The following is a 15,882-nucleotide window of genomic DNA, read 5'->3' as shown; positions in this document are numbered from 1 at the left end:
CTCGCCCCACGCCCCATCACCCCCCATTAGGGGGGGTATAAACACGAAACCTATCGGACTACAATGAGATCCTGCGGCAGAACGGCGTCCCGTCACTGCTGCGAGCCTGGGATCCTCAATAACAACAAGCGCCCGGCGCGAGGACAACATGAAGAACATAACAACAAGAACGTTTCTGACCTGCAGCCTCAAACCCATGGTTGTCGCCATCGCAATGGCTTCCGCACTGCCTGCGCATGCGGTGCGATTCGACATCGGTGAAATCGAAGGCCAATTCGACTCCAGCATTTCCATCGGCTCCAGCTGGGCAACCGCCAGCCCGGACAAGGACCTGATCTGGGCCAACAACGGTGGCAACGCCAACGCCGCCAACACCGACGACAATCGCCTGAACTTCGACAAGGGCGATGCCTTCTCGACCATTTTCAAAGGCATCCACGACCTGTCATTGCAATACGGTAATACCGGCGTCTTCCTGCGCGGAAAATACTGGTACGACTTCGAGCTTAAGGACGGGCACCAGGATCTGTACGACATCGACGATGACAATCGCAAGACCGCGGCCCAGGCCTCCGGCGTGCAGCTGCTCGATGCGTTCCTCTACCACAACTATGCCATTGGCGACATGCCGGGCTCGGTCCGCATCGGCAGGCAGGTGGTGAGCTGGGGTGAAAGTACCTTCATTCAGAATGGCATCAACAGCATCAACCCGATCGACGCGGCCGCCTTCCGTCGACCCGGCGCGGAGATCAAGGAAGGCCTTATTCCGGTCAACATGCTCTACCTGTCCCAGAGCCTGACTGAAAATCTCGGGATGGAAGCCTTCTACCAGTTGGAGTGGGATCAGACGGTCATCGACAACTGCGGTACCTTCTTCGCGCCGGGCGATACCCTGGCTGACGGTTGCTACCAGGTCGGCGTTGGGGGAAGCCAAAACGGTGCCAACGGCGATCCAACCTTTGTCTATGTACCGCGCGCCGGCGACGTAGACGCCAGGGACGACGGACAATTTGGCGTATCGTTCCGCTACTACGCGGAGGAGTTGAATCAGACCGAGTTCGGCCTGTACTTCATGAACATTCACAGCCGCCTGCCAACCTATAACACTATCGCAGCTGGCGGCCAGACGGTCATTGGTGCAGAGCCCAATTCCCAGACCGGGCAAGTTGACGTGGCCCTGTTGGGTAACTACTTCCTCGCCTACCCGGAAGACATCCGTATCTACGGCGTAAGCTTCCAGACCAACGTTGGCGGTACTGCGCTGTCAGGTGAACTCAGCTACCGACCAAACCAGCCAGTCCAGATCAGCTCCAACGATTTGACCGGTGCAGCCCTCGGTACCGCCGTTACGCCGCTGAACACCAGTGGCCACGTGCCCGGAGCTGTTTTCGGCGTAGCCATTCCCCCCGGCACCATCATTCAGGGCTATAAGCGTTTGCCGGTCACCCAGGCGCAGGTTACGGCGGTCCGTATCTTTGACAATATCCTCGGCGCGCGCAGCATGACCGTCATCGGCGAAGTCGGTTACAACCACGTCAGCGGCATCAAGAAAGGCCTGGATGAACTGCGCTACGGGCGTGACTCACTGTATGGCTCCGGGCCATTGCCGTTTGGAGCGTGCGAGGGCGTACTTAACACCGCCAACCCGTCGGACTGCACTTATGACGGCTTCTACACCAGCAGCTCCTGGGGTTACCGCGCCCTGGTCAACATGGAATACGAGGGCTTCGCGGGCGTGGCGCTCAAGCCCAGCTTCGCGTTCTCACACGATGTTGACGGCACCGGTCCGAACTTTGTTGAAGGCTCCATGGCCGCCAGCGTCGGCCTGACCGGGGTGTACAACAACAAGTACAACGCCAGCATCAACTACACCAACTCCTTCGGTGGCGACTACAACCCCAACACTGACCGCGACTTCGTTGCTGTCAGCGTCGGCGTTAACTTCTAATAAGAAACGGAGCAAGCGATGAAACCGATTCACAAACGATCCCTGCAGATTCTCGGTGGCGCCATGCTCAGCGCCCTTGCGCTGTCGGTCAGCGCAGCCGTCTCTCCGGAAGAGGCGGCCAAGCTGCAAACCACACTGACCCCGATGGGCGCGGAACGTGCCGGCAACGCCAGTGGCACCATTCCCGCCTGGACCGGCGGCATGGCAACCGATGCGGCGCCGGTCGACGCCGACGGCTTTTTTGGCGACCCCTTCGCCGGCGAGCAGCCGCAATACACCATCACTGCGGCGAACATGGATCAGTATGCGGACATGCTGACCGAAGGCCAGAAGGCCATGCTCAGACGCTACCCTGATACCTATCGCATGCGGGTCTTCCAAACCAACCGCAGCGCTACCGTGCCGCAAGAGGTGTTTGACGCGGTCGCCCGCAACGCCGTCAATACACAACTGGCCGAGGGCGGAAACGGCCTAGAAAACTTCGACACGGCCTATCCTTTCCCGATTCCGCAAAACGGTGTGGAGGTTATCTGGAACCACATCACCCGCTATCGCGGTGGCAGCTTTACCCGCGTTATCGCGCAGGCAACCCCGCAGGCCAATGGTTCGAACACCATGGTGATTCTGCAGGATGCGTACAGCTTTGCTACCGCACTGACCGATTACGGCCCGAAGATCTCCGATAACCTGATGTTCTACTTCACCCAGCGTATCCTGTCGCCCTCACGCCTGGCCGGTGACGTACTGCTGGTGCACGAGAATATCAACCAGGTCGAGGAGCCGCGCGCCGCCTGGATCTACAACGCCGGCCAACGCCGCGTGCGTCGCGCACCCCAGGTGGCCTATGACGGACCGGCGTTCGGTGCGGACGGCACCCGGGTCTCCGATAATTACGACCTGTATAACGGCTCGCCCGACCGTTACGACTGGAAACTGGTTGGCAAGCGTGAACTGCTGATCCCGTACAACAACCTCGCTCTTGCCTCACGCGAGTTGAAGTACGATGACATCATCCAGGCGGGCCATATCAACCAGGATCTGGTGCGCTACGAAGTGCACCGCGTCTGGGAAGTGGAAGCCACCCTCAAGGAAGGCCAGCGTCACGTCTACGCCAAGCGCCACTTCTTTATCGACGAGGATAACTGGCTAGCTGGTGCTATCGACCACTACGATGGCCGCGGGGGATTGTGGCGCGTAGCGGAAGCGATGGCTCTGCAACGCTTCGATCTGAAAATCCCCGGATACGCTCTGGAAACGCTGTACGACCTGCAGAACGGACGCTACATGGCGCTGGGCATGACCAACGAAGAACCCAAGCCCTACGACTTCAGCTTCAAGGCGTCGTCTGCCGACTTCACTCCCAACGCACTGCGCGCCTCGGGTATCCGCTGATATCCACCCTCTCCCCCTGTCGTTTCCGCTGCTCCGGGCGACAGGGGGCTCCTCTCGGAGCTGCAAGCCGCAAGTTTCAAGCGGCAAGCTGATCGCCTCCACTCCACCGCACTGCTCCTGCTGCCAGCCACCGCTGCCGGCTTTTTGCTTCTGCTTCTGTTGCGGCTTGCGGCTAGCGGCTGTCGCCACTAAGCCTGCTGCACCATCACCGCAGCCTGGGCGCGATTGTCGACCTTGAGTTTGGCGAAGATGTTCTTCATGTGTGACTTGATCGTCTCGGGTGTGACGTTGAGATCACGCGCTATCTGCTTGTTCGACTTACCTTCGGCCACCAACTGAATAACCTGCCGCTCCTTGACGGTCAGCGTCAGCAACGCACCGTTTCCGCCGCCTTCCTCCACCGGCGTATCCAGCCCCAGCATGTCGGCAAGCTGAAGCTGCAGATCAGGCGGGCAGTAACGCGCGAACAAAGCGCCAATATCATGCCCGGGCAGGTCGGCAAGCAGACTTACCATCCCCGTGTCCCGGACAATGCCAACGACCGACTCCAGCAGCGCAGCGGCACTGGCGATACCGCGCTCGCGGCTCAACAGCACGCCAGTAACGATGCCCAGTTCAACGTAATACATCCAGATCTCGCTGGTGCGCATCTGCTGCAGCATAGCCAGCGCCTCATCCAACAGCGCGGGTTCACAACGTTCCAGATCCAGCGCCAGCCAGAGACGCGACAATAATGCAAAGTAGGCTCGATCAACCCATTGGTCGGGCCAATCGAGCCGCGCAAGTTGCTGCAGCATGGCACTGCAGACATTGGCCTCACGCGGCTTGCGCTCAATCAGGTGCAGTCTGACCCGCTCCAGCAGCGCACGCGCCTGCAACCTGGGCCAGCGACGCTCCAATGCCAGCGACTCAAGCTCATCCAGCACCCGCCGAGCCTGGGCAAAACGCGACTGATGAGCCAGCAGCCGAACCTGCGTCATGCAGGCAAATGCGGTGCACTCGATAAAGCTGCCGGTCTTGATGTAAGGCAACGCCTCCTGCAGCTTTATGTCTGCTTCTGCATACTCTGCGCGCAGGTAATGACCGAACGCTCCCAAACCCTTGGGCAATGCCGTCAATACCGGATTGGGCCGACGCAAATCCGGGGCGAACAACTCGTCGGCCTGCTCCAGCAGTTCGTCCAGCGTCGCCATGCCCTGAACGATGCGTCCTTGATAGAACTCACTCAGGGCATACAGCGATTTGCGGTAGCACTCATGCACGAAGTAGCCACCATTTCCCTGCTGCAGGAGTTGGGTCGGTGGCAATGCGTATAACTGGTCCCAGCGGCAGGCGCGCATGTGCGCGCCACAGAGGATATTGAGCAACACGTTGCGAGCCCACGGGCTGCCAAGGCCTGACCTGATGCAGGCATCGGCAACCGGCGCAGCCAGTCCGTAGCGATCGTCGAGCGCCCAGAGCATGGCCTTGATCGCTTGTACTTCCCAATGCAGCGCCGCCGCGTCCTCTCCCGGCTCAAGCTGCTGAATCTCTGCCTCCAGCTCCTCGGCAATACGCATGGCCGACGCGTATTCCAGCGCCAGCCCCATGGCCCACGCACGGGTTACCTTGAGTGCCAGCGAGCTGTTACCCGACTGCATCTTCCAGCGTTTTTCCATCAGTACCAGGGTGCTGAAGTCACCCTGTTCCATCAGGGTGGTAGCACATTCCTGAATCCATTCTCGCAGTTGCTCCACATCGCCGCTCAACATCCCAAGCTGGATCGCATCAAACCAGAGCTGGCGCTCGGCGAACCATCGGGCTGCGCCAAGCAGGAACTGCCGCGCCGCAACGTCATCCCGGGCCAGACAGGCGCTGCGCAGGTGCTCACGAAATAACGGGTGCAGGCTGAACCAGCTGTCCTGTTCATCCAGCACATTGAGGAATAATTGACGTCGCCGCAAAAGCTGCAGGAGCGCCTCTGCCGCAGAGTCACCCAGCAGGCTGCGCAGCAACGGCAGGCTGAACTTCTCCAGCAGCCCAACCGAGCAGAGCGCTCGACAGGTATCGACATCCAGCTGGCCCAGCAACTCGTCGAACAGATTGCTGATACTGCGTGGTATATAGCGCCCGCTACCCGGTGCCGGCGCCAGCAGGTACGCTCGCAATGCCGCTATCCAGCCATCAGCGGCCTGCTGGATGCTGTACAGGTCACCGCCCTGCTCGGGCTGCAGTCCGCCCTTGCGCAGCAGATCGCGGGTTTCATCGCTATCGAACCGCAGCAGCGCCGCGTCGATATCCAGCCGATCATCGGCATAACAATGCTCGACTATCGCCTCCGGCAAATCCTTGCGACCAATAAACACCAGATGAACGTGCTCGGGCGCGCGCTGAACCAGAAAACGCAGCGCCTCGATCAGCACATCATCCGCAATGCAGTGATAATCATCGACAAAGATCGTCAGCGGTTGCGCATGCTGCTCCAGATCGGCGAGCAGCAGGCTTGCCAGACACTGCGCACTGCAGGTTGAGAGGGGGGCAGCGCACGCCAGACAGTGATTGGCAATCGACGGGAACACATGATTGATAGCGCCACACAGGTAATACAGCAGACGGTGGGCGCTGTTGTCTTCGGTATCCAGCGACAACCAGGCAACCCCATGACCCAGACCGCTGAGACGCTCGGCCCAGATGCCGGCTAGCGTGGTTTTCCCGTACCCCGGTGGCGCTTCGACAATGGCGACGCGACGCTCGGTCAGTCGCTCGGCAAGCTGCTCAAGACGCGGGCGAGGAAGAACGCCTCGGCCACGACGCGGTGGGGTGATTTTGGTCGTCAGCAACACCGGTAGATCGTTGCCCCCGTCCTGCCCGGGGGAGGATTGCGGAGCAATCCATTCCACGCGATTCCTGTTCATGAATTCGATCCATGCCGAGCACGGGCTGCCTGCGACAGCCTCTTTTTGTTATTCCACTACCTACCCTAGCAGAGCGGCAGCACAGCGCACGGCAACAGCGCCAGAGAGAAGGGGTGACCGCCATTGCCAGCCACCCCATCATACGAACGGCACTGTTTAGAGTAAATACTCAATCAGCATCACCAGTCACAGACTGAACGCCAACGGCTCACTCGGTTTCGACCTGAGTGGTTGGCAAGGCGCTCTCGTATTCACGCTGCATCACGTACAGCTTGATCTGGCGGGCCTGCTCTGCTGACAGGCTGTCCGCAAACGAGGCCATACCCTTGCCGCTGAACGCACCCTGCAAAACGATGGCTTCCCAGGCATCGCGAACGGCGTCGGAAGAATGACGCAGATCCGGGATGACGCCGCCGCCAACTGCTCCAGCGCCGTGACAGACCATGCAGTAAGTGGCATACAGGTCGGCCCCTGCGCTGATGTCAGTGGCGGCAGCGACCACCGGCTGCGGGACCCGATCGACCTGCTGCTGCAGCGGTGCCGGCGACAACGCGGCCTTGCCACCCAGCTTGAACACCAGCATGCGACTGACGTTCCGCGTGCCGACAGCAACGGCTGCATCGCCACCAAACAACGCCGCAGCGCCGCCCCATCCTGCCATCAGGGCAATGTACTGTTCGCCGTTGTGACGATAGGTCATGGGCGCGGCAATGACGCCGGTCTGTGTAGAGAATTGCCAAAGCGGCTGCCCCGCGTCAGCACTGTAGGCCTCAAGTTGACCTGCCGAGGTACCCTGAAAAACCAGATTACCTGCGGTCACCAGAGTGCCACCGTTCCAGTGGTTGGGCCGTTCCACCCGCCAGGCTGGTGCCTGTTTGACCGGGTCCCAGGCAATCAGGGCACCGGTTGCATACTCGCGCGGAAGCCCCCGGTTTTCCAGGCCGGCTCCGGTGTTGAAGGCATTACGTACAACGAAGTTTCCGCCCTCGTTGGCGTAGGTCGCAGGTATCTCCTGATAGGGCAGATACACCAGTCCGGTGAGCGGGCTGTAGGACATCGAATGCCAGTTGTGTGCGCCGAAAGGGCTTGGCCAGATCAGTGCCGGCTCGGTTTCGTAACGCGCATTTGGCGCCTCGACAGGACGCCCGGTTGCCATGTCAATACGCTCTGCCCAAGTCACCTTGCCGAACTTCTCGGCAGACAGCAGCTCTCCGGTCGCCCGGTCAAGCACATAGAAAAAGCCGTTCTTCGGGGCCTGCATGATGACCTGACGCGGCTTGCCGTCGATCTCCAGCTCGGCAAGGGTCAATTGCTGGGTTGCGGTATAGTCCCAGCTATCCCCCGGGGTAGTCTGGTAGTGCCATACCAGTTCGCCTGTCTCGGGGCGCAGGGCCAGGATGGATGACAGATACAGATTGTCGCCGCCGCCAGGGCTGCGAACCTCGCGATTCCACGGAGAGCCATTGCCGGTGCCCACATACAGCAGATTCAATGCCGGATCATAGGCCATGCTGTCCCAGGCGGTGCCGCCGCCACCGAGATCCCAGCGGGTTTTCTCGCTCCAGGTCGGCAGCGCCTTTTCCAGCGCAGGCGAGGCTTGAGGCCCCTGGGCCGGGTCTGCCGGTACGGTGTAGAAACGCCAGCGCATGTCGCCGGTCGCCGCATCATAGGCCGAGAAATAGCCGCGCACACCAAACTCTGCGCCACCGTTGCCGATCAGGACCATATCATTGAGTACACGGGGCGCGCCGGTAATGGTGTAGGGCTTCTCCCTGTCGACTGTTTCCCGGGTCCAGACCGGCTTACCGGTTTTGGCATCCAGCGCGATCAACCTGCCGTCGAGCGTACCGACGTATACCTTGCCCTTCCACAGTGCGACGCCGCGATTGACCGCGTCACAGCACGCCTGGCGCCCCCGTGCACGGTCTACGCCGGGATCATAGCTCCACAGAATGCTGCCGTTCTCGGCATCCACCGCCATTACTCGACTCCAGGAGAGCGACGTGTACAGCACGCCATCGTGATACAGCGGTGTCGCCTCCAGCCCGCGGGTATTGTCCAGATCAATGGACCACGCCAGCCCAAGCTGATCAACATTGCCGGTATTGATCTGCTGCAGCGGGCTGAAGCGCTGCTGCGACCAGGTCCGATCGTAGCTCAACCACTCACTGCCATCGGTTTCTACCGTCAGCATCGCGGCGTTATCCACTGTAACCGCGGGTGCGGCAGTCGCCAGCACACATAATGACGCCACCAGGGGAAAGGCAATCAACTTCTTCATGGGCATGACTCTTCTGTTGTCGTTATTGTTGTCGTAGATCTGTTTATTGACGTTCAGACGGCATCGGCAGCGAACTGGCGAATCGCATCGGCAACCTGTGCCGGCTGCTCCAGCGCCAGCGAGTGACCGGCCGCCGAAATCACCCTGCACTGCCCGCGCCCACTGCGTTCGACTATCTGCTCGGATAGCGCCGTGCTGTAGGCATGGTCTTCAGCGCCAGCCAGGACCAGCAGCGGCACACGCAGGCCGGCAAGTTCATCGAGTACGGAGGCGCGATGGATGACCTCCCTGGCAGCTACGCCGATATCCGGCCCCAACTTGCGCATGTGCGTACGCCACCGAGCGCACAGCGCCGCGTGCTCGGGGCTGCGCAGGGTCTGATCCCCGAACATGATGTACATCAGGGTATCGACCTGATCGGCGGCACCTTCGGCAGCCAGCTGATTGACCAGCGGCTCGAACTCGGCCAGTTGGTGCTCCCGATCGGCGCTGCTGCCCATCACTATGCACCCCGCCAGACGCTCGGGATAACGGGCAGCAAGGCGCAAGGCAACGAAGCCCCCCATGGAGTTGCCTGCAACGTAACAGGGCGCAAGGTCAAGAAGATCGATGAGAGCTGCCACATCCTCGGTGAGCGAATCCATGTCGAGCGGCCCGCTGCGACTACTCAAGCCCTGCCCCCGGTGATCGTAGGCAATGATCTCGAAATACGGGTGCAGCAACTCGATCAGCGGCTCAAACATCCGCCAGTCAAAAAACAGTGAATGGCTCAGAACCAGAACCGGCTTGCCCGGCTGGGGGAAGCGCTCGAAGTGCAGACGAACGTTATTTACCGTCAGGTAAGCCATGACCAGACCCCGCGTTGAATGTCGGAGCCTGATGCTAGGGTCAGGAACCCTGCAGGTTCAGCCCCCCTGTTGGGGGATATGGGGAGGATGAATGGATGGCTACAGCGGCAAGCGGCTGAGGCTAGCCGCAAGCTGCAAGCTGCAAGCTGCAAGCGACAAGCGACAAGCGACAAGCGACAAGCGACAAGCGACAAGCTTCAAGCAAAAACAAGCTGGAAGCCAAGAGTTTGCGTTTGTGGTTGCGGAAAGAGCAAGACCTTACCGCCTGTTGCACGGCAGACCCTGACTTTCAGTTTGGGCAGCACCCGATGGCAGCCAGGCTACCACACCAAACCCTGGCTTTTGGCTTTTGGCTTTTGGCTTTTGGCTTTTGGCTTTTGGCTTTTGGCTTTTGGCTTTTGGCTTTTGGCTTTTGGCTTTTGGCTTTTGGCTTGAAGCTTGCAGCTTGCGGCTTGCTGCTTGCTGCTTGCTGCTTGCTGCTTTCAGGTCAAAAAAACGCGCCCCTGAGGGCGCGTTTTTCAGACACTGCGAGCAGGTTTGATCAACCGCACTTGCTGTCGCCGCAAGCCAGGCAGGTCAGGCAGCCGTCCATCTGGATCGCGGCCTTGGTGTGGCACTTGCCGCACATCTGCGAACCTTCAGGATAGGCGTTGGCGCTGTCGTCGCAGTCGGCTTCAGTTTGCGCCTGGGGCTTGAGATTGGCGAACTCGGCGCGCTTCTGCTCAAGGTACGCCTGCTGGTGATCGTCCATCTCGTCCTTGATCATGCCGATGCGCTTGAGGTGCTGGTCCAGCACGTCGCCGATTTCAGCGACGAGCGAGGGGCTCCAGCGGCCACCGCGCTTCATATAACCACCCTTGGGGTCAAACACGCTGCGCAGCTCTTCAACCAGGAAGGTGCAGTCACCGCCCTTGCGGAACACAGCAGAGATAATCAGCGTCAGGGCTGAAATCCACTGATAGTGCTCCATGTTCTTGGAGTTGATGAAGATTTCGAAGGGACGACGACTCTCGTGGTCGCTGCCGGAGTTGAGCACGACGTCATTGATGGTGACATAGATCGCGTGCTCCGAGGTCGGAGTCTTGATCTTGTAGGTCGAGCCCTCAAGAAACTCGGGGCGCTTGAGCTTCTCGTGCATTTCCTCGATCGCCGGAGCAGCCTTGGCTTCCGGGGCCTTGGCCGGTTCATCGGGTTTGACTACAGCATAGTCGACAATCTTGCTGTTGATCTTCAGTGCCATGTCTTTCACTTCCTCGCCACGCCTGGGCGTGGCCGGTTCATCAGGTTTGCGAACTACCGTGTGCCGCCGCAGCGGCACGGGTTCAGAATTTGCCGTAGTAGCCTTCTTTCAGGGCGTCATACAGGTTGGCGGCGGTGTGCAGCTCGCCATCATACTCGATCTCGTCGCCACCCTTGGCCTCGATGAAGGTGCCATCGTCCAGCTTGAAGCGGTAGGTGGTGTTGGCCAGATCCTGTTCCTTGACCAGTACGCCCTGGAATGCTTCCGGGTTGAAACGGAAGGTCGTGCAACCCTTCAGCCCCTTGTGGAAGGCGTACATGTAGATGTCCTTGAAGGACTCATACGGGTAGTCGGTCGGCACGTTCGCCGTCTTGGAGATCGACGAGTCAATCCACTTCTGAGCCGCGGCCTGGACGTCAACGTGCTGAGTCGGGGACACGTCATCAGCGGCGATGAAGTACTCCGGCAGGTTGCGCGACTCGGCGTCCATGCTCGGCAGCGCATCAGCATTGATGAAATGACGGTACGCCAGCAGTTCAAAGCTGAACACGTCAACTTTCTCTTTCGACTTCTTGCCTTCGCGGATCACATTGCGGAAATAGTGGTGCGCGAAGCTCGGCTCGATACCGTTGGAAGCATTATTGGCCAGCGACAGCGAGATAGTACCGGTAGGCGCGATAGAGCTGTGGTGGGTAAAGCGCGAACCTTTCTCGGCCAGTGCAGCGGCCAGCTCGGCATCTTCGCCTGCCACCTGCTGCATATAGCGGCTGTACTTGGCCCACAGCACCTTGCCAGCGACCTTGTCACCGGCCTTGATACCGTCAGCAACCATTTCCGGACGCTTGGCCAGCATCGCCTCGGTCACCACAAACTCTTCGTCCATGATCGGCGCGGCGCCCTTTTCCTCTGCCAGCGCCAGACCGGTACGCCAGCCCTGCATGGCCATCTCGCGGGACACCTGCTCGGTGAACTCCAGGGAGGCGGCCTCACCGTATTTCATGCGCAGCATGGTCATGGCCGAGCCAAGGCCCAGGAAGCCCATACCGTGACGGCGCTTGCGGTAGATCTCGTTGCGCTGCTGCTCCAGCGGCAGGCCGTTGATCTCGACCACGTTGTCCAGCATACGGGTGAAGATGTCGACAACGCGACGGTACTCGTCCCAGTCAAACCGGGCCTTTTCGGTGAACGGGTCACGAACGAACAGCGTCAGATTGATCGAACCCAGCAGGCAGGCGCCATAGGGCGGCAGCGGCTGTTCACCACAGGGGTTGGTTGCGCGAATCTCCTCGCAGAACCAGTTGTTGTTCATCTCGTTGACACGGTCAATCAGGATGAAGCCAGGCTCGGCGAAGTCGTAGGTGGAACTCATGATCATGTCCCAGATACGACGCGCTTTCATGGTGCGGAAGATACGGCAGGCAACCAGGCCATCCGCGCGGCTGACATAGCGCTCGTTGCTCGGCCACTCGCGCCAGATCACCTGTTCCGCATCGTTGACGTCAACGCCATCGGCTTCCATCTCGGCCTGATTCAGCGGGAACGCCAGCTGCCAGTCGGCATCGGCCTCAACCGCCTTCATGAACTCTTCAGTGATCAGCAATGACAGGTTGAACTGGCGCAGACGGCCGCCTTCGCGCTTGGCGCGAATAAAGTCCATCACGTCCGGATGACCGACATCGAATGTCGCCATCTGGGCTCCACGGCGGCCACCGGCAGAGGACACGGTGAAGCACATCTTGTCGTAGATATCCATGAACGACAGCGGGCCCGAGGTATAGGCACCGGCGCCGGAGACGTAGGCGCCCTTCGGACGCAGGGTGGAGAACTCGTAACCGATACCGCAACCGGCCTTGAGAGTCAGACCCGCTTCGTGCAGCTTGGCGAGAATGTCGTCCATCGAATCGCCGATGGTCGCCGACACGGTGCAGTTGATCGTCGAGGTCGCCGGCTTGTGCTCAAGTGCCCCGGCGTTGGAGGTAATACGGCCAGCCGGAATCGCGCCGTGACGCAGTGCCCAGAGAAACTTTTCGTACCACTCCTCGCGCAGCTCCGGTGCTTCCACCTCGGACAGGGCACGAGCGACACGCTGAAACGTCTCGTCAACCGACTTGTCGATGGCTTTGCCATCCTTGGTCTTGAGGCGGTATTTGGTATCCCAAATGTCTTCTGACGCGGGCTGCAAAGGGATGCTGGTCACCACATTATGCAGGCGCTGCACCTTGGCTGTTTGACTCATTTCTGTCTCCTGAAAACGCGACCTGAACCACCATCTAGGGCTTGACGCAAAGGCTTTTGACCTGTACGCATCCCGGCCGACAAAACACTATTTGTTGTGCATTCCGGGCAATGCTAGACCCACATATGGTAAATATCAACATCAAAAAAACACGCTTTTTTGTGTTTTCCGGGTTGACAACCAGGCAGAGCGTTAACAACAGGAGAGTACTGTCCCGGCGTGCCCTGTACTGGCACGCCGGCGCAGATCGCGCACCTAATCGGCGCCGTCTATCGGAAAGAAGCGGCCACCACTCCATACACCGATTCGCTGCACACCTGCGACTTCGGCCTCAACCGCCAGGTCGGCCAATTCGTAGAACACCGTGCGACTTATCAGTGCGTCCAGATTGGCGCGAACTCTGATGTAGGGAGACGGCTCCCCGGATTGCGGATCAAGCTCAACGCGCAATGGATGCTCCCCATCAAGCGGGACCTCATCCTCGAGGCTGGTATGAAACAGCAGTTGCTGCTGCTCACCCTCGCCACTGACAGACAGGCGGACGGCGACAAAGGGCGCGTCGTCGACCTGGATCGCCCAGCGCTCCACCGGCGTTACCAGGTAGTAGCGCGCGTCTTCGTCAAGCCTGAGGATGGTTGAGAACAGCTGCGCCAGCGCCAGGCGCCGGATCGGATCACCCTCGTGATACCAGGTGCCGTCACGGGCGATACGCATATCCATCTCGCCACTGAGCGGCGGATTCCACAAATGCACGGGCGCAGGCTCACGGCGCTGCAACTCTCCGCGCTGCGGCAGACTATTGAGCAGCGACTGCGGCGGCGGTGCACGATCGGACATTTTTCCTCCTGACCGGACGCCCTCAGCGTCCCAGCAGTTGACCGGTATAATCCTGCAGCGGCGGGCGCAGCAGGTCTTCGGGCGAGGCCTTGTAAAACTGCAGGAAGCCACCGCGTGTCTCGATACGGGCAAAATCGACCAGGTGGCGAGTACCGACCTCCAGCAGCATCAGTTGCAGCACGCCCCGATCCAGCCCGAGATCCCCCCACTGGCCGGACTCTTCCCACTCTTCGATACTGCCCACGGCATCATCTGCTGCGGCAAACCGTGTGTAGAGCAGGTAGTCGTATCCGAAACTGCGAGCCTCGGCCAGCGCCTCCTCCAGCCCCAGCGGCTGCTGGGCACGGCGCACAACAGGAAAGACTTCGACGGCTGCGGCAAAGGCTTCCTCGGCAACCACATTGGGACGGGCATAGGGATTGCCGACGGGCAGGAAATGCCCCTGGGCAATATAGAGCTTGGAGTCGGATTGAATAACCCAGGTGCTGCTGCGCTTGATGCGGTAATGGTTGAGCACGCCGGCATCACCCAGATAGTAGCCGGCCTGATCCTGCAGATCGGAGGGCTTCATGCAGCCCGACAGTAGCAACACTGCCAACAGCATCAATGCGTAGCGCATAGCATCTCCTAGAGTCCGCGCATCCATTCTGGACGCAGGCCCGCCTGATCAGGCCGACTGATGGCGTGATCGATCTGCGCCAGCAACCGGTCCTTGTCCTGCCCCAGCTCGCCCTTCAAGACCAGGGCATTGGATGCATGGTCGCTGCGAAACGTGCTGTTGTCCAGCGCCAGCTCGGCAACGAACTGGCGCAGCTCGGAGAACAGTTGCTGCTGATTCAACTCGACAAAATCCGGATAACGCTCACGGAATCGCTCCATCCCCTGGGGGAAACTGACGACCAGCGTCGACACGAACTCCGGCTGGGTCTGGTTCAGCAATTTGGCGGAGTTCAGCGCGTGCTGCTTGCTAAGCGACAGACCGCCTAGGCCATTGAGGATCATCACCGAACGCTTCAAGCCAGCTTCCCCCGCCTTGATCAAGGCATCGGCTGTCGAAGCGGCTGTCTCGCCCTTGTTAACCCGCTCAAGCACCTCGTCATCGCCTGACTCGGCACCGACATACAGCATCGCCAGGCCGGCCTCACGCAACTCTTTCAGCTCTTCAACCGATTTGCGCTTGAGATTGCGCGGCAGGCAGTACGAGGTCACCCGCTCGACGCTCGGGATGTGCTCGGCAATGGCTTCGAGAATCCGCAGCAAACGATGGGTCGGCAGGACCATCGCATCCCCGTCGGCGAGAAAAATGCGATTCACGATATAGCGCTCGCCAACCCGGCGAATCTCGTCCAGCACTTCGGCCTCGTCGCGGGCACGAAACTTCTTCTGCGGCGCCGTGTACGTCCTCAGATGGGTATGTTCGGGTGTCGGGGGGTATCTAGTCAAGGGTTCCCAGGAGGGGATTCACCCTTGATCGCCCCCCGGCACCCTCTTTTGGTACAAAAATTGGTACGAGCCGATCACCACCACTCGACAGGACGAGACGGCCTTACCCAGATCATTGGGGTAAAGGCCGGAGTGCCGGAGCGACCGCCCCAGATGTATCGCTGGGTGCGTCCACGGTAGGTAAACATGCCGACTTCACCGTACTCCCCGTTGTAGCGTCGGTAGCGTTGGGTAGGGATCACTGAACAATAGCAATCGCTCGGGATAGACACTGGGAGTTGATAAGTCGCGGTGTACCCAATGCTCCCGGCCCCGGTACGCTGGATGTACCGCCAGTCGGAACTGGCACCAGCGCCGAAAACAACGTTCGAGTTGGAGTTAAACACAACCACCCCGTCGGCGTTGCGGACCAGAATCCCATAATCGCCAGGGCGAGGTTCCACTCCATACCCGACAACCATAAAATACCGACTCAGGTTAGGGAGGCGGCCGGCGCCAAGGTTCAGTCGCGGGTGACAAGTACGGACGAAAAATCCATTCCAGGCGCCCGGCACACCAAGTGGCCACGCCTCAAACGTCGCAGGCCACGGACGGGAGACCGACCAGCTAGAGTTACCCTCCACTGCCGGAAGCGGATGATTACTGCTGACCATAAGCATGGGCGGTAATTCGCCGGTAAGAGGGAATTGGAACCTCAACTCGAACTGCTGCCACTGCCCCCACCTACCACCTGACGGCGAGTATTTCCAATCGCCAAACAAGC

The 15,882-nt window shown here is 60.0% G+C and carries 12 protein-coding genes; 3 read left to right on the top strand and 9 right to left on the bottom strand.

All coding sequences use genetic code 11. From position 1 onward, the window contains the following. Positions 1-148: 148 nt before the first annotated feature. Both ACZ5WQ_RS03225 and ACZ5WQ_RS03220 read left to right on the top strand, forming a co-directional pair. Positions 149-1,948, top strand: coding sequence for a DUF1302 domain-containing protein (locus ACZ5WQ_RS03225; RefSeq protein WP_464383132.1), 1,800 nt, complete (start codon positions 149-151; stop codon positions 1,946-1,948). A gap of 18 nt (positions 1,949-1,966) precedes the next feature. Continuing rightward, positions 1,967-3,340, top strand: a complete 1,374-nt coding sequence (locus tag ACZ5WQ_RS03220; RefSeq protein ID WP_464383131.1) for a DUF1329 domain-containing protein — start codon at positions 1,967-1,969, stop codon at positions 3,338-3,340. Between the two features lie 188 nt (positions 3,341-3,528). On the opposite strand, the gene ACZ5WQ_RS03215 is transcribed toward ACZ5WQ_RS03220, so the two are convergent. The 3 genes from ACZ5WQ_RS03215 to ACZ5WQ_RS03205 all read right to left on the bottom strand — a co-directional run bounded on the left by ACZ5WQ_RS03215 (position 3,529) and on the right by ACZ5WQ_RS03205 (position 9,363). Beyond that, positions 3,529-6,234 (bottom strand): LuxR C-terminal-related transcriptional regulator, encoded by a 2,706-nt coding sequence (locus tag ACZ5WQ_RS03215; protein WP_464383130.1) that lies wholly within the window; start codon positions 6,232-6,234, stop codon positions 3,529-3,531. A gap of 208 nt (positions 6,235-6,442) precedes the next feature. Next, positions 6,443-8,515 (bottom strand): PQQ-dependent dehydrogenase, methanol/ethanol family, encoded by a 2,073-nt coding sequence (locus tag ACZ5WQ_RS03210; RefSeq protein ID WP_269687621.1) that lies wholly within the window; start codon positions 8,513-8,515, stop codon positions 6,443-6,445. Between the two features lie 53 nt (positions 8,516-8,568). Next, a complete protein-coding gene (locus ACZ5WQ_RS03205) occupies positions 8,569-9,363 on the bottom strand; it encodes an alpha/beta fold hydrolase (RefSeq protein WP_269687622.1) in 795 nt (264 codons plus the stop codon). 87 nt (positions 9,364-9,450) lie between these two features. Between ACZ5WQ_RS03205 and ACZ5WQ_RS03200 the strand changes: the two genes are divergently transcribed. Next, positions 9,451-9,798, top strand: a complete 348-nt coding sequence (locus ACZ5WQ_RS03200) for a hypothetical protein (protein WP_464383129.1) — start codon at positions 9,451-9,453, stop codon at positions 9,796-9,798. Positions 9,799-9,904: 106 nt separating this feature from the next. Here the strand turns inward: ACZ5WQ_RS03200 and ACZ5WQ_RS03195 are convergent, their stop codons facing one another. The 6 genes from ACZ5WQ_RS03195 to ACZ5WQ_RS03170 form a co-directional block, all read right to left on the bottom strand. Beyond that, entirely contained in the window at positions 9,905-10,603 is a 699-nt protein-coding gene (locus ACZ5WQ_RS03195; RefSeq protein WP_088275359.1) for a TSCPD domain-containing protein, read from the bottom strand. A gap of 82 nt (positions 10,604-10,685) precedes the next feature. Beyond that, the gene (locus tag ACZ5WQ_RS03190) at positions 10,686-12,839 is read right to left on the bottom strand and encodes an adenosylcobalamin-dependent ribonucleoside-diphosphate reductase (RefSeq protein ID WP_088275361.1); all 2,154 of its coding nucleotides are present in this window, start codon (positions 12,837-12,839) and stop codon (positions 10,686-10,688) included. 255 nt (positions 12,840-13,094) lie between these two features. Further along, the gene (locus tag ACZ5WQ_RS03185) at positions 13,095-13,676 is read right to left on the bottom strand and encodes a DUF1285 domain-containing protein (RefSeq protein ID WP_269687624.1); all 582 of its coding nucleotides are present in this window, start codon (positions 13,674-13,676) and stop codon (positions 13,095-13,097) included. A gap of 22 nt (positions 13,677-13,698) precedes the next feature. Then, positions 13,699-14,295 carry a DUF4823 domain-containing protein gene (locus ACZ5WQ_RS03180; protein ID WP_233049428.1) on the bottom strand — a complete coding sequence of 199 codons (597 nt, stop codon included), beginning with the start codon at positions 14,293-14,295 and terminating at the stop codon, positions 13,699-13,701. 8 nt (positions 14,296-14,303) lie between these two features. Next, a complete protein-coding gene (locus tag ACZ5WQ_RS03175) occupies positions 14,304-15,119 on the bottom strand; it encodes a radical SAM protein (protein WP_464383128.1) in 816 nt (271 codons plus the stop codon). 74 nt (positions 15,120-15,193) lie between these two features. Beyond that, positions 15,194-15,361 (bottom strand): hypothetical protein, encoded by a 168-nt coding sequence (locus ACZ5WQ_RS03170; RefSeq protein WP_464383127.1) that lies wholly within the window; start codon positions 15,359-15,361, stop codon positions 15,194-15,196. Positions 15,362-15,882: the final 521 nt, after the last annotated feature.

It is taken from the genome of Halopseudomonas sp. T1L2, assembly GCF_055397385.1.
Note: the sequence above shows the minus strand (reverse complement) of the source record. Positions and strands in the feature narration are given on the sequence as shown.